The 21,410-nt window shown below is 38.6% G+C and carries 21 protein-coding genes, 1 tRNA gene and 2 pseudogenes; 16 read left to right on the forward strand and 8 right to left on the reverse strand.

Features of this window, described 5'->3' with window-relative positions:
* The 10 genes and pseudogenes from A9957_RS05060 to A9957_RS05105 all read left to right on the forward strand — a co-directional run.
* A partial coding sequence (locus A9957_RS05060; RefSeq protein ID WP_292343400.1) for a PAS domain S-box protein occupies positions 1 to 2,391 on the forward strand: 2,391 nt, incomplete at its 5' end.
* 71 nt (positions 2,392 to 2,462) lie between these two features.
* Positions 2,463 to 3,227 carry a methanol--corrinoid protein MtaC gene (gene mtaC, locus A9957_RS05065; protein WP_292343401.1) on the forward strand — a complete coding sequence of 255 codons (765 nt, stop codon included), beginning with the start codon at positions 2,463 to 2,465 and terminating at the stop codon, positions 3,225 to 3,227.
* A 13-nt stretch (positions 3,228 to 3,240) separates the two neighbouring features.
* The gene (gene mtaB / locus A9957_RS05070; RefSeq protein ID WP_292343403.1) at positions 3,241 to 4,626 is read left to right on the forward strand and encodes a methanol--corrinoid protein co-methyltransferase MtaB; all 1,386 of its coding nucleotides are present in this window, start codon (positions 3,241 to 3,243) and stop codon (positions 4,624 to 4,626) included.
* Between the two features lie 496 nt (positions 4,627 to 5,122).
* Positions 5,123 to 5,893 carry a methanol--corrinoid protein MtaC gene (gene mtaC / locus A9957_RS05075; RefSeq protein ID WP_096711370.1) on the forward strand — a complete coding sequence of 257 codons (771 nt, stop codon included), beginning with the start codon at positions 5,123 to 5,125 and terminating at the stop codon, positions 5,891 to 5,893.
* 13 nt (positions 5,894 to 5,906) lie between these two features.
* Complete coding sequence (gene mtaB, locus A9957_RS05080) at positions 5,907 to 7,289, forward strand: methanol--corrinoid protein co-methyltransferase MtaB (protein ID WP_292343405.1); 1,383 nt, start codon at positions 5,907 to 5,909, stop codon at positions 7,287 to 7,289.
* A gap of 219 nt (positions 7,290 to 7,508) precedes the next feature.
* The gene (locus A9957_RS05085) at positions 7,509 to 8,105 is read left to right on the forward strand and encodes an acetate uptake transporter (protein WP_292343407.1); all 597 of its coding nucleotides are present in this window, start codon (positions 7,509 to 7,511) and stop codon (positions 8,103 to 8,105) included.
* 48 nt (positions 8,106 to 8,153) lie between these two features.
* The gene (locus A9957_RS05090; RefSeq protein WP_165868946.1) at positions 8,154 to 9,032 is read left to right on the forward strand and encodes a cation diffusion facilitator family transporter; all 879 of its coding nucleotides are present in this window, start codon (positions 8,154 to 8,156) and stop codon (positions 9,030 to 9,032) included.
* Positions 9,029 to 9,646: pseudogene (locus tag A9957_RS05095) on the forward strand (hydantoinase/oxoprolinase N-terminal domain-containing protein); the annotation flags it as partial. The gene A9957_RS05090 and the pseudogene A9957_RS05095, both read left to right, overlap by 4 nt.
* A gap of 74 nt (positions 9,647 to 9,720) precedes the next feature.
* Positions 9,721 to 10,668 carry an IS5 family transposase gene (locus A9957_RS05100; protein ID WP_096711639.1) on the forward strand — a complete coding sequence of 316 codons (948 nt, stop codon included), beginning with the start codon at positions 9,721 to 9,723 and terminating at the stop codon, positions 10,666 to 10,668.
* Positions 10,669 to 10,792: 124 nt separating this feature from the next.
* The gene (locus tag A9957_RS05105; RefSeq protein ID WP_292343422.1) at positions 10,793 to 12,106 is read left to right on the forward strand and encodes a hydantoinase/oxoprolinase family protein; all 1,314 of its coding nucleotides are present in this window, start codon (positions 10,793 to 10,795) and stop codon (positions 12,104 to 12,106) included.
* Positions 12,107 to 12,169: 63 nt separating this feature from the next.
* Here the strand turns inward: A9957_RS05105 and A9957_RS05110 are convergent, their stop codons facing one another.
* Both A9957_RS05110 and A9957_RS05115 read right to left on the reverse strand, forming a co-directional pair.
* The gene (locus tag A9957_RS05110) at positions 12,170 to 13,306 is read right to left on the reverse strand and encodes an MFS transporter (RefSeq protein ID WP_292343409.1); all 1,137 of its coding nucleotides are present in this window, start codon (positions 13,304 to 13,306) and stop codon (positions 12,170 to 12,172) included.
* Between the two features lie 159 nt (positions 13,307 to 13,465).
* Positions 13,466 to 13,687: a hypothetical protein gene (locus tag A9957_RS05115; RefSeq protein ID WP_072360989.1), complete on the reverse strand. Its 222-nt coding sequence runs from the start codon at positions 13,685 to 13,687 to the stop codon at positions 13,466 to 13,468.
* Between the two features lie 144 nt (positions 13,688 to 13,831).
* Here A9957_RS05115 and A9957_RS05120 point away from each other — a divergent pair, with 144 nt between their 5' ends.
* Positions 13,832 to 14,365: a shikimate kinase gene (locus A9957_RS05120; RefSeq protein ID WP_128754090.1), complete on the forward strand. Its 534-nt coding sequence runs from the start codon at positions 13,832 to 13,834 to the stop codon at positions 14,363 to 14,365.
* Here the strand turns inward: A9957_RS05120 and A9957_RS05125 are convergent.
* Complete coding sequence (locus A9957_RS05125) at positions 14,355 to 15,716, reverse strand: PFL family protein (RefSeq protein WP_292343411.1); 1,362 nt, start codon at positions 15,714 to 15,716, stop codon at positions 14,355 to 14,357. The genes A9957_RS05120 and A9957_RS05125 overlap by 11 nt on opposite strands.
* Positions 15,717 to 15,738: 22 nt before the next feature.
* A complete protein-coding gene (locus A9957_RS05130) occupies positions 15,739 to 16,017 on the reverse strand; it encodes an ACT domain-containing protein (RefSeq protein ID WP_096711362.1) in 279 nt (92 codons plus the stop codon).
* A 331-nt stretch (positions 16,018 to 16,348) separates the two neighbouring features.
* Here A9957_RS05130 and A9957_RS05135 point away from each other — a divergent pair, with 331 nt between their 5' ends.
* Positions 16,349 to 16,528: a hypothetical protein gene (locus A9957_RS05135; RefSeq protein WP_072361001.1), complete on the forward strand. Its 180-nt coding sequence runs from the start codon at positions 16,349 to 16,351 to the stop codon at positions 16,526 to 16,528.
* 7 nt (positions 16,529 to 16,535) lie between these two features.
* On the opposite strand, the pseudogene A9957_RS05140 reads toward A9957_RS05135, so the two are convergent.
* Positions 16,536 to 17,069 (reverse strand): annotated as a pseudogene (locus tag A9957_RS05140) (DUF2115 domain-containing protein).
* Positions 17,054 to 17,548 carry a peptide-methionine (S)-S-oxide reductase MsrA gene (gene msrA, locus A9957_RS05145; RefSeq protein WP_292343413.1) on the reverse strand — a complete coding sequence of 165 codons (495 nt, stop codon included), beginning with the start codon at positions 17,546 to 17,548 and terminating at the stop codon, positions 17,054 to 17,056. Before msrA ends, A9957_RS05140 begins: the two are co-directional and overlap by 16 nt.
* 129 nt (positions 17,549 to 17,677) lie before the next feature.
* On the opposite strand from msrA, the gene A9957_RS05150 reads away from it, so the two are divergent.
* Positions 17,678 to 18,160 carry an Hsp20/alpha crystallin family protein gene (locus A9957_RS05150; protein WP_096711360.1) on the forward strand — a complete coding sequence of 161 codons (483 nt, stop codon included), beginning with the start codon at positions 17,678 to 17,680 and terminating at the stop codon, positions 18,158 to 18,160.
* A 233-nt stretch (positions 18,161 to 18,393) separates the two neighbouring features.
* Here A9957_RS05150 and A9957_RS05155 read toward each other — a convergent pair whose 3' ends face one another.
* Positions 18,394 to 18,606 (reverse strand): hypothetical protein, encoded by a 213-nt coding sequence (locus tag A9957_RS05155; protein WP_165868945.1) that lies wholly within the window; start codon positions 18,604 to 18,606, stop codon positions 18,394 to 18,396.
* 1,117 nt (positions 18,607 to 19,723) lie between these two features.
* Positions 19,724 to 20,218: a hypothetical protein gene (locus A9957_RS05160; RefSeq protein WP_292343415.1), complete on the reverse strand. Its 495-nt coding sequence runs from the start codon at positions 20,216 to 20,218 to the stop codon at positions 19,724 to 19,726.
* 103 nt (positions 20,219 to 20,321) lie between these two features.
* On the opposite strand from A9957_RS05160, the gene A9957_RS05165 reads away from it, so the two are divergent.
* The 3 genes from A9957_RS05165 (at position 20,322) to A9957_RS05175 (ending at position 21,181) form a co-directional block, all read left to right on the forward strand.
* Entirely contained in the window at positions 20,322 to 20,642 is a 321-nt protein-coding gene (locus tag A9957_RS05165) for a DUF2551 domain-containing protein (protein ID WP_292343416.1), read from the forward strand.
* Positions 20,643 to 20,651: 9 nt separating this feature from the next.
* Positions 20,652 to 21,053: a hypothetical protein gene (locus A9957_RS05170; RefSeq protein WP_292343418.1), complete on the forward strand. Its 402-nt coding sequence runs from the start codon at positions 20,652 to 20,654 to the stop codon at positions 21,051 to 21,053.
* 52 nt (positions 21,054 to 21,105) lie between these two features.
* Positions 21,106 to 21,181 (forward strand) — tRNA-Gln (locus tag A9957_RS05175).
* Positions 21,182 to 21,410: the final 229 nt, after the last annotated feature.

Here is a 21,410-nt window from a genome sequence, read left to right on the forward strand (position 1 = left end):
GAACATCTCAAAGAGGCTGAAAAGAAATACAGGTCAATATTTGAAAAGACACCTATTGGGATTGTTTATTTTGACAGGAAAGGCAGAATAAGCAACTCTAATGAAGCCTTCAATTCTATATTTAAGACTATTATTGATGAAAAGAAAGAACCTGAAATTTTTGATTATATTCCCGATAAGGATGTGTCTGGCCAGATAAAAAAGGTGCTTTCCGGAAACGCTCTTTCTTACAGGGGAGAATACGAGGTTAACACTCAATATTCATCCAAATCTATAAAAATTACATGCAATTCCTTGCTCCTGGATGGTGTTTTACAGGGTGGAATCGGCATCTTTGAAGACATTTCCCTGCAAAAAAGTGCTGAAGCCACTTTTCAAATGAACAAATCCCGACTTGAAGCCCTTTTAAAATTAAACCGAATGGAAGTTTTTTCTTTCGATGAAATAGCTCGTTTTGCTCTTGAACTTACAGTTGAATTTACAGACAGCGATTGGGGCTACTTTTGCAAGGTGGGGATGGATGGCAACCCTGAAAAAATACTGTATGCTCCTGATGCAGAAGATCTGGAATCATTTGTATCCGGAAGAATTGAGTATTTTGAGTTCAAAGATAGAAAATCCAATGTTATGGATGCGGGAAAAACTGTCGAAATACCTACTTTTGAAAATGAACAGCTTGTAATTGTTGCAGGTTTTAGCAGGAATATAGCTTTTAAAGAAATGGAAAAAAATCAATTAGAACTTTTTATACAGGATATATGGACTACAATCAAACATAAAATGGCCGAGAAATCGTTACGTGATTCTGAAATCAAATATTCTTCCCTTGTGGAAAACGGCAATGATGCAATAGTAGTAATTCAGGATGGTAAACTTAAATTTGCAAATTCGATGTTTTGTGAATTCGTGGGCAACGATTGTGATTCAATACTTGATACGGATTTTAGGAATTACGTTGCTGAAGAATATCGCCGTATGGTGACAAAAAAAAACCAGCAGTATATACAGCAAAAGGAGATGTCTCATTCCAGGGATGAAATTGAACTGGTTACAGAGAACGGCAAAAAAATACCTGTAATCGTAAGCACATCTGTAATCGACCATGAAGGCAAACCTGCAGTAATGGCATTTATAAGCGATATTACACAACAAAAAGAAAAGGAGAACGAACTTCTTGAAACTTTTAAAGTTCTAAAAGTGCTTCAGTCTGTAATTCGTACCAGTCCTGCAATAGTTTTCTTTTGGGCTCCGGAGGAAGATTGGCCGGTGGAATTTGTATCTGAAAACATTGAAAATTTTGGTTACAGGGCCGAGGAGTTTACTTCCGGAAAATTACAATATGGAGATATAATACATCCCTCTGATCTCGATTATGTCCATCAGAAGCTTGCAAAATATTCAGATGAAGGAATGTCGGATTACAATCTGGAATACCGCATAATCACAAAAAATGGAGACGTGCGCTGGGTTGAAGAACGAGGTTCCATCCAGTACGAAAATAATAATATAAGCCACTATCAGGGTATAATCCTTGATATCACTGAAAGAAAAAGAGTAAATCGTTTTTTAGATATTGATACTGATATTGGGAATTTCCTGACACCCACCGGTGATCTGCAAGAAATGTTTGATCAGTTACTCGAGCTGGCCCTTCATATTGAAGGTGTGGATGCAGGTGTCCTCTATATTGTTGACAAATCCAGTAAAGACCTTAATATTGTAGCCCATCGTAATATTTCCGATGATTTTGTTGAAAAACATTCTACAATTGAAAAAGATTCACTTAGAGGAAGATTCCTGTCAGTACAGTATCCCGTGTATAAACTTTATTCTGAGATTTATCCCTTCTCTAAATCCAACAAGAGCAAGGATAGCCTCCTGGCAACAGCCATTATACCTGTAATAACCAATGATAATTTATCTGCAGTACTGTTTTTGGCATCCCATGAAAATTATGAGATTCCATATTCTATACGTAACTCGCTTGAAACTGTGGCAAACCAGATAGGTTCTGTGCTTGACAGGATTGAAAAAGAGGCAGGTATTCAGAAAGGGCAGTATGATTTACAGGTGCTCTTTGACACAATACCTGAGCTGATTTTTGTGGTGGATTCAGAAGGCTGCATCCTTTATTCCAATCTTAATGTTGCAAAAACCCTGAAATATTCCAAACAGGAAATAACAGGTATGAATTTTGTAAGAATTCATTCTCATACTCAGGTACTTGATGCTGCAAAAGCCTTTAACGAAGCACTCAATGGCAACAAACAGAAAAAATTGTTCACATTGATGGACAAAAATAATAATCTAATAAATGTCGATACTACAATGCAAAGGGGGGAATGGAACGGTAGTGATGTGGTCGTCGTTGTCAATCGAATTGTTGAATGACGATAGATTCATAAATTATTAATGCAGATGCATAGTAAACTAAAGGATTGCAAGTAAAGGGGGGAGCAAAAATGATAGATATCAATCCTAAAAATACTTTGATACGCTACAACATATTGGTTGAAAGCGACATGACTCCTGAAGAGGTGGCAGAACCGCTTTACCCCACAGACCCCCATATTCGTCAGATCGCCAAAGCTGTTTTTGAAGGCGATGAGGATGAAGTTATTGCTGCTTTGCAAAATACAATTGATTCCGGAGTCGATCCTCTTTCACTTATAAACGATGCTCTAATGGCAGGAATGGAAGTAGTATCTACTCTCTATGATTACGGGTTGCTGTACCTGCCGGATGTTATTATCTCTGCCCAGGCAATGATTGAAGGTATAGAATATTGCAAGGAACAATCCAAACAGACTCATGAATCAAAGGGCAAGATCATTTCTTATGTTGTAGAGGGTGATATTCACGACATCGGGAAAAAGATTGTAACTGTTCTTTTACGTGCCAATGGCTATGAAGTTATTGATCTTGGAAAAGATGTGCCTGTTGAAGAAGTTGTGGCCGCAGCCAAAAGAGAAAAACCCATCATGCTTTCTGGAACCGCCTTGATGACCACTACAATGCATGCTTTCAAAGACGTGAATTCGCGACTGCTGGCAAGTGATATAAATGTACCTGTAGTTTGTGGTGGAGGTGCTGTAACCCAGGACTTTGTTTCTAATTATGATCTGGGAGTATATTGCGAGGAAGCTGCAGACGTACCCAAAATTGCAGATTCCATCCTGCACGGATTGGATATAAAGAAATTAAGGGATACTTTCCATAAACACTAAGGAGATCTATATTATGTCTGTTAAACGTTATTCTTCCATGGAATATGACAATTTTGAAGACCTTCTTTTTGGCCACTCAAAATATCCTGTGAAAACCGGTCTTGATCTGGAAATTGGTGCTGGGTACACAACTGCTGAAATTAATTATGCTCCCCGACCGGATGCGGCTGAAAATAAGGAAACTCTTGTAAATGAATACGAGCGTATTACCCGTGACATAATGGAAAGGATGGTCCAGGTTGGTTTTCCATCAGTCGTGCTTGAAACTGAACATGTGCAACAAATGACACATAACCCTGAATGGGGAGGTGATATTGCAACTGCTCAAAAAGCAATCATGGAAGAGTATCATGATGAATATGGCATCAAATGTGCCCTCAGGCATACAGTTGGTGATGTCCGGGGAGACAGGGAAAGAATTGATCTGCGGGGGGATGCTTATTCCCGGATACTTGAATCGTTTGAGCAAATCGCTTCTTCAGGAGCGGATATGTTGTCGATTGAATCCCTGGGGGGTAAAGAAGTATTTGATCATTCAATCCTGAGGAATGACATGCGGGGAGTTGTCTTTTCAGTTGGTATACTTGGCGCTCTTGATGTTGAATATATATGGAAGGATATCTGCAGTATTGCAAAAAAAAATAAAGTAGTACCTGCAGGCGATACGGCCTGTGCACAGGCAAACACTGCAATGTTTGTTGCAGGTGGTCTGCTTGACTTCAAATTATCCCATAGCGTGGCATCTGTTGTAAGGGCAATTTCTGCATCAAGATCCCTTGCTGCATATGAAGCAGGGGCAGTTGGTCCGGGTAAGGATTGTGGATATGAGAATAATATTATTAAGGCAATTACCGGTTACCCCATTTCCCAGGAAGGCAAAGGTTCTACATGCGCCCACTCTGATTTGATGGGCAACATGGCCATGCAGTGTTGCGATCTTTGGTCAAATGAATCCGTGGAATACCGGGGAGATTTTGGAGGAACCACTGTGCAATGTTGGGGAGAAACTCTTTCTTACGATTGCAGCATGATGAATACCGCACTGGAAGCCGGAGTTGGCAAAACCCTGCGTGATGTGCTAATGGTTTCGGACAGATACAGGGATCCACAGGCATTTATACTATCTTATGATAATGCCTACCGTATTGGAGAAGTAATAACTGCCCATCCGGATGACATGTACCTGAGGGCAAAAGAGGCAGGCATGAAAGCTTGTGAACTAATCGAAAGTGGTTCCGAAGGATTTCTGGAGTTATCCAAGTTTGAAAAAGCTACAATAAAAAAGGCCCGGAATGACCTGAAATCATTAGACGAAAATATGGAATCTTTTATTTGTAATTGTCTGGATATCTATTCATCTGAAGTGGATACTTTTGATCCATCAAATTATGGCCTTTAATTTCTATAATTTTAACTACTAGTTTGGTGTTTCCAGATTTTTCCTATATATAGTTATTTCTATCTACCACCTAATAATTTAATTGTTTTTAATTTCATATTAAAAACGCTATGCAGCAAATCATGTATACTTCCAATTATATTTTATGTTTATTCGATTGTAGGTATCTATTTATATTATCTATTCAGCCAGTTCATTTCATTATAGTATATAATTATTAGTATAACTAATAATCCCTATTTTTTGAATTTGTGCAAATATACTCAAAAAAAAGCAATCAAGAGATGTATTTCTTACTATAGAAAATAGTTAATTTGAATTAAAAATAATGGACAACATTTATATACAACCATTGAACAATAGAAATGTTTATATAGTATAGAATCTCACTTTAAGATGAGGTTTGATTAAACCTCACAAAAGATTGGAGTAGGGCCAATCGCCATCAGGCATTGACCCTGAATATATTTGAAACAAATATGGAAGGAAGTGTAGAATGACCAGTTTGGACGTAGATCCCAGTGAAATTCTGGAAAGATATAACGTCAAAATGGAAAAAGCAATGACGCCGGATGACGCGGCAGCAGAACTTTATCCAAAAGACGATCTGATTCGCCCTATTGCAGAAGCAATCTATGAGGGAGAAGAAGATGACACAGTAGAGGGCCTCCAGAAAGCAATTGATGCCGGTAAGGATCCAATTGCCTTAATAGATGATGCCCTGATGGTAGGAATGGGAGTGGTAACAAAACTCTACGATGAAGGAATAATTTTCCTGCCAAACGTAATGATGTCTGCAGATGCAATGCTTGATGGTATTGATTTTTGTAAATCCCAAGCCAAGGAAGCACCTGTATCCAAAGGTAAGATCGTATGCCATGTTGCAGAAGGTGACGTGCATGATATCGGTAAATCCATTGTCTCAGCCCTCCTGAGAGCAAATGGTTTCGATGTAGTGGATCTTGGACGTGATGTACCGGTAGATGAGGTAATTGAAGCTGTGAAGAAAGAAAAGCCAATGATGGTGACAGGAACCGCTTTGATGACCACAACAATGTATGCATTCAAGGCTGTCAATGACAGGCTTCTTGAAGCAGGCATAAAAATTCCATACCAGTGTGGTGGCGGTGCTGTAAACCAGGACTTCGTATCAACCTATGAACTAGGAGTATACGGAGAAGAGGCTGCCGATGCACCAAAGATGGCAGAGGCAATTCTTGCAGGCGCAGATCTTGGCAAACTCAAGGAACAATTCCATCAACACTGAAGAGGTGAGCAAAATGACAGTAAACAGATACACCAAGATGGCATATGCCAGCGCAGACGATATGATTTTTGGAAAGTCCCCCAATCCTGTAAAAGCAGGGCTGGACTTAGAGATTGGTGCCGGTTACACCACACCTGAAGTAAACTATGCACCAAGGCCAGAAGCCGGTGAGACCAAAGAGAAACTTGTAAAGGAATATGAGCGTATTACCCGTGACATAATGGAAAGGATGGTCCAGGTAGGTTTCCCGGCAGTTGTACTGGAAACAGAGCACGTTCAGCAGATGACCAATAACCCAACCTGGGGTGGAGAGGTCGCAAATGCACAGAAAGCCATTATGGAAGATTACCATGATGAATACGGCATCAAATGCGCTCTGAGACACACTCCTGGTGACATTCGTGAAGACCGTGATTATCTGCAGTTGAGGGGAGAAAAATACAACACCCTTATGGAATCCTTCGAAGAAGTTGCATCAAACGGTGCAGATCTCTTATCCATCGAAACTATGGGTGGTAAAGAAGTCTTTGACCGTGCAATTCTAAGAAATGATGTACCGGGTATGCTTTTTGCAATTGGTTGCCTGGGTACTATGGACATGGAATACATCTGGCAGGACATTGCGGGAATTGCCAAGAAGAACAATGTCGTCGCAGCTGGTGATACTGACTGTGCACAGGCAAACACTGCAATGTTCATTGCAGGTGGACTTCTTGACAAAAACCTGGCCCATACCCTTGCAATAATTGCCAGGGCCATATCCGCACCACGTTCCCTTGCCGCCTATGAAGCAGGTGCAGTTGGTCCGGGTAAAGACTGTGGTTACGAGAACACCATTGTAAAATCCATTGCAGGTGCCCCAATATCCCAGGAAGGTAAGTCTTCCACATGTGCTCACTCCGATGTAATGGGTAACCTTGTAATGCAGTGCTGTGACCTCTGGTCCAATGAATCCGTAGAATATCACGGTGAATTCGGTGGTACAACTGTACAGTGCTGGAGTGAATCCCTTGCATATGACTGTGCATTGATGAATGTCTCCCTCCAGACAGGTCAATCCAAGAACCTCAGGGACATGATGGTTCTCTCCGACAAGTACAGGGACCCACAGGGATACATCCTGGCCTATGACAATGCCTACAAGATCGGTGAAGCAATTGTCAAGGATTCAGATGATATCTATCTGCGTGCAAAGAACGCTGCTGTAGAGTGTGTGAACCTGCTTGAAAACGCAGACTCAAAACTACAGATGACCAGATTCGAAAAGAATGCACTTGCCGATGCAAGCAAGGCTCTGGCCGGACTTACTGATGATTCAGATAAGTTCCTCAGCGACTCCCTTGAACAATACAAACAGGAAGTCAAGGTATTCAGGCCGGAGAACTACGGTCTCTGAACAGCAAACATACAGAAGCTGTGGACTCTTTAAGGGTCCACAGCCCCAATCACCTTGTAATCTTCTATATAGCGTAGCTAACAACAAGGAGGAGATATAAAAGCAATGCAATACTTACAACCTCCCTTTACTCCTATTTTTTTAGTTTTAACCAATTGTGAGTTATTGTAACTTTTAGTCTGTATCGATCTATTGACTCAAATGATAGAGGTGATATTTATGGAAGGAAATATTGAAATGGTGCAAGCCGAAGTAGCTGATAAAACGGCCAACCCGGCACCACTTGGTTTCACTGGACTTGGGCTTTCAGCAGTTTTGCTAAGCCTGACATATGTAGGTTTATTCCCACTTGATTCAATGGTAGTCTCAATGGCAATATTCCTGGGAGGATTTGCCCAGGTGTTTGCAGGAATAATGGCATGGAAGAAAGGAGATGTATTTGCCGGAACTGCTTTTAATGCATTCGGGCTTTTCTGGTTCTCATTTGCAGGGCTAATTATTCTGCAGGCTCTTGGATTGGCCGCTGCAGCTGAACCAATATCAATGGCTGCCTATCTTTTCATATGGGGTGTTTACACCTTTGTGATGCTTATAGGTACCTTGAAAATGAGCAATGGCAGCAGAGCCATGCAGTTTGTGTTCCTTACCCTGTTTATCCTGTTCATCCTGCTTGCAATTAGCAATGCTACAGGAATGAGCGGTTTACTTGTTATTGCAGGTATAGATGGATTACTCCTGGGATTTGGATCACTATATACAGCTCTTGCTATGGTACTGAATGAAATCTGTGAGAAACCTGTGGCTCCAGGTATTTAAAACAAAATATAGGGATATATTTATGTCATTTGTTTTGGAGGAATGGAAATGTGCAGGAAAACATTGCTGGAAAAATATTTTTTCATATTTGTTTTCCTGATTTTTTTTATTTCCATACCAAAGATATTGTATGGATATTTTTATGATATAATCTACCTGGAGACCAGTGGATATTATTCACTGTTGAGAGGATTTTCAATCGTGTCTATTGCCGGTAGTTTTTATGTCACTTCCCTTTCACCTAATTCCCTGCACCCTTATGGTTATTCTAAATATTTAAAAATGGGTCAGTTTCTGGTAGCTCTTGGAATTGGAATAATTTCTTTAATTTTAATAGGCCATTCACTTATAGGCAAATATAGTTATCAGAAAGTTCCGTTTATTGATATGTCCGGATACATTATAGTCCTGCTCTCTGTCATATTTTATCTTTTGTTAATTTATTTCATGAAAAAAGTTCAATTCTCATTGCAGGAAGAAAAAAAATATAATAATTCTAACAATATCAAAAAAGAAGTGGGTTTAACCATTATTACATTAATAGGTCTGGTAGGTATTGAACATGGATATTTTTTCCTGGATGTTGTCCTTTCAATCTTTTTCTTTTCATTTTTGGTAAAAGAAACCCTTTCTGTAATTTGGGAAAGCAGCCGTTTTTTGAGTGACACATTTAGCCTGGATGAAAAGCAAATATGCAATCTTGTAAACTCAATAGATGGGGCCAGTGAATGTCACAATGTAAGGGCACACGGAACTGATTCCGACCTTTATGTTGATTTACATGTATGTATGGATCCAAAAATAAAGATCATCCAGACCAAACCAATTGTTGAACAAATAGAATCATCCTTAAAAGCAAGTTATTCATCAGTCAGGGATGTTACCGTACATATTGAACCTGCAAAAAAGAAGGGGAACTTTATATGAAATATAGTCTGGGCATAGATGCCGGTGGAACTTATACTGATGTAGTCATCATTGAAAACAATTCAGGAAAAGTAGTCAGTTCAAACAAAGCACTTACAACATATCCTGATTTACTTGAAGGCATCGAAAATTCAATTGACGGACTTGATTTTCAATATCTTGAAGATATTGCAGTCGTTTCTGTCTCTACAACCCTTGCCACAAACACGGTCCTTGAAAATACCGGCTATCCCGTAGCACTTATACTTATTGGGGAACACGGAAGCGAAAGCGAAGGTTTTCCTTCCCAGCATATATTTCATGCAAAAGGTGGCCATGATCACGAAGGCCTGGAAATGCAAGAACTTGATGTTAAGCCCATCGAGTCCTTTGTTGAGGATGTAAAGGATAAAGTATCTGCATTTGCAATTTCATCCCATTTCAGCATCCGTAATCCGGATCACGAAATAAAAACAAGAGAATTGATTCAATCAATTGTTGATATGCCAGTTGTTTGTGGTCATGAGCTCTCTCAGGATATAGGAGCCTATGAAAGAGCTGTAACAGCTACACTGAATGCACGGCTTATTCCTGTAATTAAGCAATTTATTGAAACTATAATCAAAGACATCAGAGATTTCTGATTAACTCCTCTTCTCACCCAAACTAAACAACAATATTTATATCTAATCAAGATAAATTTAGTTATATGAGTACTTTCATTAATTTCACCCTGAAACAGGAATATGACCGTTTGATAGCTGCTGGTGACAAACTATCTGAAATAGACAAGCTAATCGACTGGAAACCATTTCGTCCCATACTGGAATCAATGTATATCAACAGGACAGACAAAGGTGGTCGACCTGAAAATGATGTTGTAATGATGTTCAAAATGCTTGTATTACAACAATGGCATGGTCTTTCAGATCCAGAACTTGAACGACAATGTATTGATCGCATTTCATTCAGAAAATTCCTGGGGTTTCCAAAACGAATACCTGATGACACAACTGTATGGTCATTCAGGGAGAGGATTGCAAAATTGGGACTGGAAGAACAAATATGGGGAGAACTACAAAGACAGATTGATTGTAGAGGATTGGAAATTAAAAAGGGAATGATTCAGGATGCAACCTTTATTGTTGCAGAACCTGGACATGCCAATCAGGAGAAAATGAGAGGTGATGAGGCAAAAACAAGAAGAAGCAGGGATGGAAATTGGTCAAAAAAAGGTGGCAAATCATATTTTGGGTACAAACTGCATACGATTATTGATAAGGAGAATGAGTTGATTCGAAGGTTTAAAACGACTGTGGCATCAGTACATGATTCACAGGTGGATCTGTCAAAAAAAGGAGAAGTGGTGTATAGGGATAAGGGATATTTTGGAGTGGAGGCAAAGGGATTTGCGGCAACGATGCAAAGAGCGGTAAGAGGAAAGCCACTAAATATCAAACAGATTATGCGTAATGACAGGATTAGTGTACAGAGGATGCCCTGTGAAAGGGTGTATGCGGTGACAAAAGGCGTATTCAAAGCGGGAAAGGTGATGGTTACGACGGTTAAAAGAGTAAATCTAAAAATGATGGTTACGGCGTTTTGTTTCAATTTGCATCAAATGAGGACGTTAAAAAGAAAAGGGGTGATGGCCTGAGAGCGGAAGCTATCTAAAAATAAGCAGATATTTCAGAATAATTGACTGGGAAACAGGCAAATGGAACAATAATAAGAACAAATTTTATCGAAGTTCTGGAAGAGGAACGTTTATCAGAATCCTCATCAGAAGAAGAGGGATAAGTGCCAGACTCTTGATGCTTAAATGTGATGGTTCTGTAACAGGTATCGAGGATGCACTCAAAAAACCTATAGAAACCGTATTTTCAGGACCGGCTGCAAGTCTTATCGGAGCTTCTCATTTAAGCGGGAGGCATACCTGTGTCACAATAGATGTAGGGGGCACAAGTACTGATATTTCATCCATTTCAAAGGGGGTCCCTGAACTAAGTGAGTCTGGCGGAATTGTAGGAGGATGGAAAACCAGAGTACGTGCAATTCATATGGAGACCTCTGCAATGGGAGGGGATAGTGGAATCTGGACGCGTAAAGGAGAACTTTTCATAGGACCCAGACGCTTAATTCCTCTATGTGTTGCAGCAGAAATGTACCCGGGATTCATATCGAAATTAAAAAATGCTTCTAATCCACAAAGGGATCTCTTTGATGAAAATATCCAACCAGCCAGATTTTTCGTAAAAAATGGCTCTGGCAAACATGAGTTAACAGACAGTGAAAGAAAAATACTTGATGTACTTGGTAGTGAACCGATGTCTTACAGGGAACTGACATCCCTCACCAAGAGCCACATTTCATCAAATATGTTGGACTTACTTATAAGCAAACGATTCATAAGGGTTATAGGTTTTACTCCGACAGATGTATTACATGTATTGGGAGATTATGAACAATGGAATGTAGAGGCCGCATCAATAGGGGCTGACATCCTTGCAAGGTTTGCTTTTAGCAGCAAATTTGAAATATGTGAAACACTGAAAGAAAAATTTGCTCTCAATATGGCATATGACCTAATATGCTTCGCCCTCCCTAATATCGAAAAAGAGAGTATAATGGAAACCCTTACTGGTAATTATCCTGCTACTTTTAAAATGAAATCACCTGTAGTTCTTATTGGTGGCCCTGTAGCCTCCTATGTAAAATCACTTGGGAAAATTGTGGACGCTGACATCATTCTCCCCGACCATGCAAGTGTAGGAAATGCAATTGGGGCTCTATATGGTAAAGGAATCAAAAGACTTGAATACCTTATAAGGCCTGCATCCTTATCCGAACCCGATCAGGATTTCCTTGTTTTTTCCCAAAATGGAAGAAAGAGTTTCCAGACTTACACTCAGGCCTATGATTATTCCATAGATAACGGCAAAAATGTACTATTTGAATATATGAAAAGTTGTGGTATCAAAAAAGATCAGATATCTTTCAATATAAAGGAAAAGAAAGTAATTCCCGAAGGGTGGAAACATCCTCCCATGGAAACACAATTGACAATTATGGGAATAGGTACATCCCCACTTTAATAAAACTTTTATCTAACTTGAATGCCGGGACTGACTACCAATATGAAAAATATCCTTTTTAACTTATATACTTTCATTTAACCTTGTTTTATAATTAACAAAAAGAGTCAGGAAAAGGAGAATTGCAAAAATCGCAAATATTATTTCCAGTCCCACAAATCCCGACAGGGCTCCTGCAAATATAGGCATGATTGCAAGACCTCCATAAGTACATGTGCTGTAGAGGCCCATTGTGATACCCTTGTTCTTACTCATAGACGCCAACAGTGTTGGCAATCCGACCATTGCAAGTCCTGACCCGGATCCCAGCAAAGCAAATCCTACAAAGGGCAACCATATGGTCGCCAGAGTTCCTGAAGCTGCTATCACAATGCCCATATTGATCATTTTATTTGATTCCACGGATGTATGTGAAATCCAAATGGAAGATATCATTGTGCTGATATAGCTTACGGCAATGACGATTCCCAGTTCGGCTTTGGAAAGCATGCCTGTACTGTAATCAGGATACAAAGCGAGTAATACACCATTGGTACCTATCAGTACAAAAACGATTATCCAGATACCCGTATAAGATCTGTCTACCAAAAATCCTGAGGTTGTGGAGACTTTTTGCCGGATTTCAGCAATAATTGGAGACTGCAATTTTTCTTTATTCCGGCCATTTTTGTACAGGTATCCAATCCCTGCAATAAGGGTCAAGAAAGATATAATTGTAAAAGCCATGATACCATACTTTAAGCCCATAGTAGCCAAAAGACCACTTAAAGCAACACCTGCAGCAAGTCCTGCATTTAATAGGAAATTAAATTCTCCCATATACTGTTTTCTCTTGTTGAATGAACCAAGATAAGAAAATGCCGCAGGGAAAAATGCGCCACAAGCAGTCCCTTCCATCAACCTTGCAAGAATCAGCAGGTGAATTTCATTGGTAAAAAGCATTATAGCTCCTGAAAAAAAGGTTAGCACCAGGCTGATTGTTACAAATCTCATAAAGCCATATCTTTCTGCCAGTATTCCAAATGGCAGCATCGTAAGTAGAGCTCCTATAAAGTAGGCAGAAAAAAGAAGACTTGACAATTCGACTGCATGATTCCCAGATCCAAGTCCTGCAAGTTCAGGAAGGATAGGTATCACTGCATTGGACAATCCCATTATAGTAAATATAGATAAATAAACAAGTAATCTACCCTTTTCCATTCATATACCGCCTGTTGAACTGACTGCACAATGAAGGAGTATATTAATAACAGTTGCTATTGCCATCTGAAAGTATTATAACAAATAGAAATCCTCAGAAAGATGAATATCCAAGATGGCCAGAATGTGTTCGAAAAAGTTAGATTAATAAGCCCTTTGTCAACGCAGGACTCGGTATTTTCGGAAGAACATCGAAGATTTAAGTACAGAAACGGTCCCGTTATTACGTTTGACGATATAATCGCCCGCTTTGCCGTTTACGGTTCCTCTCTTTGTTTCCACACTGAAGTCTGTCAACATCTTTAAAGCGTGACCCACTGGGTTTTTTTCGTTTGTTTCCATCATTTCCGAAACTATAGTCTCTTTGCTTAGTTCACTCATATTGAAACCTCCCTAGAATAGACCCGAAAATAATTATGATACTATAACGTATATACCTAACCGATGAATTAAAATTTTTAATTAGTAAATATTCATTAATTTGCAAACATTGCATTTATTCCCTAATAAAACCAAGTGATATTTATGATCATTACCCTAATTGGAATGGCCGGTGTCGGAAAAAGCACTATTGGTAAACTCCTTGCCTCCCATTTAGGCTATAACTTTGTTGATGTGGATGACCTTATCGAGCAGAGAATAGGTGGACCTTTACAGGATTATCTTGACGAAAAAGGAGATTCAGCTTTTATCAAAGTTGAAGAGGATGCCATACTAGATTTGGATTTAGAGGATAAAATTGTGATTTCTACGGGTGGTAGTGCAATCTATTCAGAAACTGCAATGAAAATTCTTTCTGAAAAATCTTTGATTATACTTCTTGATGATACCTTTCCCAATATAAGAAAAAGAATATCCTATCCCTGGAAAAGGGGGATTGTGGGTTTCCGGGAAAAAGGAATTAAGGAATTGTATTTGGAAAGATGGCAATTGTACCGGAAATATGCAGATATTGTTGTTGACATCAATGGAATGGCAAACAAAAAGAAAGTTGTAGATGATATTGTGGAAAAGAGTAAAGAACTCTGTAATTCCACTTTTGACACTTTCAATTTGTGAGTGCCTGTATTGGCGCCGGGATACGCCCTGCCTTTTTAACAAACTCTTCAGAACTGAATTTGTGGACAGGCATGACCGGACAGCTTCCAAGCAATCCTCCGTACTCAACCATATCTCCTGTCATTTTGCCTGGTGCAGGAATGATGCGCACTGCTGTTGTTTTCCTGTTTATCATTCCTATAGCCATTTCATCGGCCATAATGGCCGAAATCGTAGAGGATGAAGTATCTCCGGGAACTGCAATCATATCCAATCCAACCGAACATACCGATGTCATTGCTTCGAGCTTATCCAGTTTCAGTGAACCACGTTTCACGGCTTCTATCATTCCTGCATCCTCGCTTACAGGTATAAAGGCCCCACTTAGTCCGCCTACAGAAGATGATGCCATTGCACCACCTTTCTTTACCGCATCATTCAACAATGCAAGAGCAGCTGTGGTTCCGTGGGTGCCACAGCTTTCCAGACCCATTGCCTCAAGGATAGCCGCTACACTATCACCAACTTCAGGTGTGGGTGCAAGTGAGAGATCCACAACTCCAAAATCAGCTTCCAGTCTGCGGGATACTTCCCTGCCGGTCATCTCTCCCATTCTTGTGATTTTAAAGGCGGTTTTTTTTATACACTCAGCAATTTCTCCAAGGTCAGGATTATCCAGATCCCTTATAGCAGAATTCACTACACCGGGGCCACTCACGCCCACATTTATGACACAATCAGTCTCACCGACTCCGTGAAAAGCACCAGCCATAAAAGGATTATCTTCCGGGGCGTTTGCAAAAACTACGAGTTTAGCACAGCCAATACCGTCCCTATCCCTGGTAAGATCTGCAGTTTCTTTAATCACTTTTCCCATAAGATTCACAGCATTCATGTTTATGCCGGCTTTCGTAGTTGCCACATTAACAGAAGAACAAACCTTTTCCGTAACTGCAAGAGCCTCAGGGATTGCATTAATAAGTCTTCTGTCACCCGCTGTCATCCCTTTATGGACAAGAGCGGTGAAACCACCTATGAAATCAACTCCAATCTCATTGGCTGCTCTGTCAAGAGTTTTTGCAATGGAAACTATCTCTTTCTGTGTGAATGTTTCTGCAATTGTGGCAATTGGTGTAACAGATATACGTTTATTGATTATGGGTATGCCATACATTTGTTCGACTTCGTCTGCAACATCAACCAGTTTGCTGGCGCAACGTGTCATTTTTTCATGAATGTTGCCATTAAAGGTCTCAATATCAGGATGAGCACAATCTCGCAGGTTGATTCCCATTGTGACAGTTCGTATGTCAAGGTTCATGCTGGAAATCATATGAATAGTTTCCATTATTTCTTCAGGATGAATGAACATTTATACCACCTCTTTTGGGAATTCAGATACGGTGCATGAAGCGGAATACATCGTCTTTCTGTACCTGGATCTCAACACCAAGTTCATCTCCAGCAGCATTTATTGCATTCTGGAACGCATCAATGTCAAATCCCTTTTTTTTGGTCTCTGTCAGCATTATCATGGTGAACAGATCTTCCATTATAGTCTGGCTTATATCCACAATGTTCACCTCGAATTGGGCTAGTACATTTGTTATATGTGCTACTATCCCAACTTTATCTATTCCAATTACAGTGATAACAAAACGTGTGGATGTCATAATCATTTCTCCTCGATATGTAGAATACGGTGGAACTACGATTTCATCATATTTAATAATGCATCAATATCTAACATTGCTTCAAGTTACATGGCAAAATAATAAATGTATAAATTCAAAGAAACTAATAGTAAAATAATATTTGAATAGAGTAGAATGCAAAATTAAAAAAACTCAATAGTCAAGAAAGTTTAATTTCCAAAAGGGGTCTACTATAGATTGGCCAGTTTTACTAAAGTTTACTTGTTCATTCATAAAAAATAATTTTTAATAAGTGTTATATATGATGCAGTTGCAACTTTTAGCTACAGGATAAAAAGGTGATTAATACATGCCTTGCTGGGAATATGATATAAAACCAATAAGAACTGATGACTGGAGTAAAACAAAAGACGAATTAAATGAAATGGGCAATGAAGGTTGGGAATTAATCAAGTTCTGTGGACCTCTGGACGGACAGGGAGCTTCTGATGCTTTCTTCAAAAGGCTTGTTGATGAAGCAAATATCTGAGTGATCTTCACTCTCCCATTTCATCCATATCTTTGCATATGCAAAATTTGCATAATGCAATTTCCACATCTTTTTGTTTGTTTTTCGCGGGACAATAATACTCATTATCTTTTTTTGCAATTTTACGACCTCCAGGGAATTTCATGTTTAAAGGATGGAGGGGTTTACCCGCAACAAATATGAGATATATTGAAGTTAATTTGGCCAGATCTGCGAACAATCTGTTTTTTTCATTATCTACTTCCTACATTAAATCTATACGCTGAATTAATTCCAGGCAATCTTCCCTGTCAAAAGTTGAGAATTGAGGGGTTGCGTTGTATCTTTTTATCTCCTCTATGGTTTCATAAAGATGCCTGAATAAATCTTCGCCATATATCTGCCTGTATTTTGGAGGGAGGTTTTCAGTACTTTGCAATATATGGGATCTTATCTTCATAAAATCAGAAGGAGTAAAACGATTTGCATTCTTCTTTAGATTGATAATTAATTCTTGTCCATTGTCTAAATGATCGCAGATCATACTTATTTCCAGCCACATTTTCCGGAACTACATCTCCCCATTTTTTCGAAATATTGCTGATGATAATCTTCTGCAGGATAAAATTCAGAAGCAGGCTCGATTTCTGTAACTATAGTGTTGAATTTCCCTGATTCCTGTAACTTATGAAGGCAACTCAGAGCAATTTCCTTTTGTTTTTTGTTATGATAAAATATAGCAGAGCGATACTGTGTTCCAATATCCGGGCCCTGCCTATTAGATATTGTAGGATCGTGAATATTCCAGAAAATATCCAGCATTTGTTCATAACTTACAATTTGTGGATCATAAGTAACCTCAACAGATTCAGCGTGGCCTGTGCGCCCGGTACAAACTTCCTTGTAAGAGGGATTGGATACACTCCCGCCTGTGTATCCAACCCGTGTGCTAATAACGCCTTCAACTTCCCTAAATGCTGCCTCAACTCCCCAGAAGCATCCTGCAGCAAAGGTCGCTTTTTCTATAGAATTTAAACTCATGGATAATCCCCATAATCTCATTGGTTTTCTGCCAGATATAATTATTCAATAGTTTCTAGGGAATGGTTTATATACCATGTTCGCATATGTTCGAACAATCTTTTTTACTACACCAGGGAGGTAGAGAACATGAATGATCGCAAAAAAGATGACAACAATAGAGACGAAAATAACTCTTTTGAAGACATCGAAGACCTTCTTCAGTATGTTTTTGAAAAGATGAGGGAAGGCAATGGCAATAAACCCTTCGTATATGGGTTTTCCATTGCTCACAATCCCATGAATAATGACCACTTCAATGAACAGTCACCGCCAGCAGAGGATACACCAGAGGATGTTTTTGTAAAAGACCAAACTCCCCTGGTTGAGACATTTAAGACTGACGATGAAGTTTACGTAACAGTCGACGTTAAAGTTGACGAAGATCTTGTGTCAATTACCTCACGCTACAATGAAGTAGACATTGCGGTCCATTTCCCGGATGCTGGACGCACTGAGACACAACACGTAACTCTGCCGGCAAGTGTTGACCCAGGTAGTGAGTCAATCAGCTGCAGCCACGGGGTAATGGATATCAGGTATAAACGGAAAGTTGCTTCCAGTTTGAATTGATTTTATTTTTACTTTACTTCTCCTGCTTTCTTTGCCAATAGGTTCAATTATTGCAGGTGCATTGTCTATAATATAAACAGTGGTACCTATGTTGCAAAGATTGTATGTGCAAGGATTCAACGGGGCCAGATGGGAGGAAAACCGTCTCTAGGTATGATTCACAGCCAGCCAATGAAAAATATTATACTACCCCCGAACATTTAAAAATATTTCCCCTCTCCTCACTTTTCCCGTTATTGCAAGGAAGATGAACGAAGAACAAGCAATATTCGTGCAATGGAAACCCTCACAAAAGGCATTAACGGACAAAGCAAATACCTATCCAGCCTCTCTTTCAGGCGGCCAAAAACAGAAAGTTGCAATTGCAAAATTGGGTCTTCTTCATAGGTGATGGATTGGTAGTGGAAGAAGGTAGCCCTGAGGAACTTTTCACAAATACCCGACATGAACGGACAAAATCTTTTCTTAGTAAAGTTTTGTAACCTTCTTTTTTTTATTGGTTCTTTATTAAGATTCTTTTGAATTAACCAGTCAAAAAAATATAGTACTCAATGTACAATTTTTTAAAAAATTTATAATGCAACAATTTATCTTAAATATATTATATGACATAGATAATATAATATATATTATTAGAAAACATTAATACTATAGTGGATTATATACTATAAAAAACATATGTTATAATATATATAACTTATGTTGTTGTGTACACAATATTACTAAACAAAAAATGCAATTCTCACTTTAAAATTACAGTATCCACGACCTCTTCCTGAAAAGTGAGAGAGAAAACAGTAGATGAATATTATAAGTATATATTTATATATTCATTATTGATCCAATACTCCTACACCTAGAAGGTATAAAATGCAATATAAAACATAGGTATGTTTTTCACCATAATGATTAAAAGCACGCCACAAAAAAATAACTCTTCAAGCACCTTTATCAAAAGGAGAGATCCTTCAGGTAAAAGTATCTGCATGTACCTACAATTTTCCTTATTCATATAATATATATGAACGGATTTGTCTGCCTGATATAATGCACAGATTTAGTAAACACAAATATTACAAATACTATAAGAATATGGCCGTTTCACTCCACTACCGCCCCCTTTAGTGCACAGAAAAATAGAAGAAACGCATATTTATCAAAAAACAACATTTCATTCATATATTATATGTAATATACTCAGAACCACCGATCCAGCATATTATATATCAAACTTCACTAAATTATAACTCACTTTACAAGATATACATAATAATAAAATTCAGATTTGTTTCAAAGAACACATCTTAAATTTGATAAATGTATTAGTAATAAATATTGCAAGGTAACTTCAAGTAAAAATAACTATTGTCATTTTAAAATATTACATAAAATGAGAACATCCCAAGTAATTATCATCTATTACATATTATAAAATTAAGTGAATACTTCTAACAAACAACCTCAAAATAATTTCAATGTAGGCCAACCCAACATAATCATAAATTTAACAACTAACACAAAATAAAAATATTTTGTCAGGAATGAGTTGGCAAAAAGTGAGATTTAAATCTCCAGATAATAACCAAATAATTCAGTGAACAGCGAATATTTTTTTCTTGCATTATAGAGATACTGGCGAACATAGTTTTCACCCTTTGATTTTTGAATCATAGCTTCAATTTCCCTGGGCGAAAACACAGTTTCCAGTTTTACTGCTGCAATGTTTCCAATATCTGATATAGATTTATTTTCAACTAAATTGACACTGTTTTGTGAGGCGTCATCGATAATTGACACCGGGTATTCTCCAACCCATTCCCATGCAGGATCAAAAAGAATTATCCTTAAAAGAGAGCAATCATCACAGCGACATACTACTGCCGTATAATCCTGGAAATTGTGATAAGTGAAGGAAAACAACGGACCTTCACATTCACTGCATACACCCATTTCATTTTTCTCTTCTTCAAAAGGAGGAATTAATCTATTATCATCTATGCACAATAGCTTATTTGGTAGTGAATAGCGCAAGGTTGATTTATCAAAAGAAACTTTCATTATATTAGGCCTCTATTAAGGTTACAGAAACAACATTACTTTACAAACATATAAATAGTTTGATTGTATATATATGAATCAATACATAGATAGGGGTAATTCTATGAAAGCTATTAGATCTAAGATAAAAAACCGTCTCAAAAAGTTCGTAGAACTTGACGTGAGCGGACTGCGTACCCATATACTATCTATTCTTCTCAACGTAAAACAGTTTACGGTTGATGATCTTCACGAAAAGATCAACAAGCAGTTCGACGCATCCAGAAGTGTAGTGGCCTCTATGGTGGGTTATATACATTCAAAATTGGGTATTCTGAGATCCCATAAGGAGTCATACAAGACACCTACAACATACTCACTGAAAGAAGAGTATGTGGACTTGATACAGAATGCCCTTACCGCGCGAGAAAAACCATCCACATGATTAGTGTTCATGGTAACAATAAAGGACGCCCCTCGTACATCCACAACTCTAATAATACGTTCTGATTCAGGATCCCGGATTACTCATTCCAGAGATCCCTATTATAGCCTTATGCGCAGGCTTTTTCAGGAAGATGCTACCGCACGGCGTGGACAGCAATTTCTGACAATAATCGAAGAACGCCAAAAAAGTGGCAATGCGCTTAAAACAAGTGAATGGGAATCAATAATGAAAGAGCTTGATGTTGGACGAGCATCTTTCTATGCAATGCGCAACAAATTACTTGGCGCGGGACTCATATCTAATAAGAACAAGGAATACCGTTTATCGAGCCAGTTCAGTAAAGATCTTATAGATATGGCCAACTGGTGGTCTACTGCTATATTAAATAAAGACCCGGATGAAATATAATTCCCGATAATTTTATATACTAAATATCCAATGTAGGATACGTTTTCGTAGCAGCCCGGTAGTGTAGTGGTCAATCATGTGGGACTCTGGATCCTGCAACCTCGGTTCGAATCCGTGCCGGGCTACCACAATATTTTATATAGTCCTATAATAACCACATCTCTATTAAATTAGAGTGCTTTATTCGTCAATTCTCTTTTTTATTCCATCTACATTCTCCCCGAATGGCTCGTGATGCGTGATGTGCCCAACCAAGAGTTTCTGCAGCAAATGTGATATGACACCATAAAGCATAATCCTGATATATTTATCAAGGGCATACAGGAAAATAAGGCAACTAATATAAATCAATAAGTG

The sequence above is a fragment of the Methanohalophilus sp. DAL1 genome, assembly GCF_001683555.1.
GTDB lineage: Archaea > Halobacteriota > Methanosarcinia > Methanosarcinales > Methanosarcinaceae > Methanohalophilus > Methanohalophilus euhalobius.

Excerpts from the sequence above, each read along its gene's own strand:
- A9957_RS05170 (WP_292343418.1), top strand. The coding sequence starts at position 20,652 with ATGGTAACAATAAAGGACGCCCCTCGTACATCCACAACTCTAATAATA.
- A9957_RS05100 (WP_096711639.1), top strand. The coding sequence starts at position 9,721 with ATGAGTACTTTCATTAATTTCACCCTGAAACAGGAATATGACCGTTTG.
- mtaC (WP_292343401.1), top strand. The coding sequence starts at position 2,463 with ATGATAGATATCAATCCTAAAAATACTTTGATACGCTACAACATATTG.
- mtaB (WP_292343405.1), top strand. The coding sequence starts at position 5,907 with ATGACAGTAAACAGATACACCAAGATGGCATATGCCAGCGCAGACGAT.
- A9957_RS05150 (WP_096711360.1), top strand. The coding sequence starts at position 17,678 with ATGAATGATCGCAAAAAAGATGACAACAATAGAGACGAAAATAACTCT.
- A9957_RS05155 (WP_165868945.1), bottom strand. The coding sequence starts at position 18,606 with ATGTCGGGTATTTGTGAAAAGTTCCTCAGGGCTACCTTCTTCCACTAC.
- mtaC (WP_096711370.1), top strand. The coding sequence starts at position 5,123 with ATGACCAGTTTGGACGTAGATCCCAGTGAAATTCTGGAAAGATATAAC.
- A9957_RS05135 (WP_072361001.1), top strand. The coding sequence starts at position 16,349 with ATGCCTTGCTGGGAATATGATATAAAACCAATAAGAACTGATGACTGG.
- A9957_RS05160 (WP_292343415.1), bottom strand. The coding sequence starts at position 20,218 with ATGAAAGTTTCTTTTGATAAATCAACCTTGCGCTATTCACTACCAAAT.
- A9957_RS05130 (WP_096711362.1), bottom strand. The coding sequence starts at position 16,017 with ATGACATCCACACGTTTTGTTATCACTGTAATTGGAATAGATAAAGTT.
- A9957_RS05120 (WP_128754090.1), top strand. The coding sequence starts at position 13,832 with ATGATCATTACCCTAATTGGAATGGCCGGTGTCGGAAAAAGCACTATT.
- mtaB (WP_292343403.1), top strand. The coding sequence starts at position 3,241 with ATGTCTGTTAAACGTTATTCTTCCATGGAATATGACAATTTTGAAGAC.
- A9957_RS05110 (WP_292343409.1), bottom strand. The coding sequence starts at position 13,306 with ATGGAAAAGGGTAGATTACTTGTTTATTTATCTATATTTACTATAATG.
- A9957_RS05090 (WP_165868946.1), top strand. The coding sequence starts at position 8,154 with ATGTGCAGGAAAACATTGCTGGAAAAATATTTTTTCATATTTGTTTTC.
- A9957_RS05115 (WP_072360989.1), bottom strand. The coding sequence starts at position 13,687 with ATGAGTGAACTAAGCAAAGAGACTATAGTTTCGGAAATGATGGAAACA.
- A9957_RS05125 (WP_292343411.1), bottom strand. The coding sequence starts at position 15,716 with ATGTTCATTCATCCTGAAGAAATAATGGAAACTATTCATATGATTTCC.
- A9957_RS05085 (WP_292343407.1), top strand. The coding sequence starts at position 7,509 with ATGGAAGGAAATATTGAAATGGTGCAAGCCGAAGTAGCTGATAAAACG.
- msrA (WP_292343413.1), bottom strand. The coding sequence starts at position 17,548 with ATGAGTTTAAATTCTATAGAAAAAGCGACCTTTGCTGCAGGATGCTTC.
- A9957_RS05165 (WP_292343416.1), top strand. The coding sequence starts at position 20,322 with ATGAAAGCTATTAGATCTAAGATAAAAAACCGTCTCAAAAAGTTCGTA.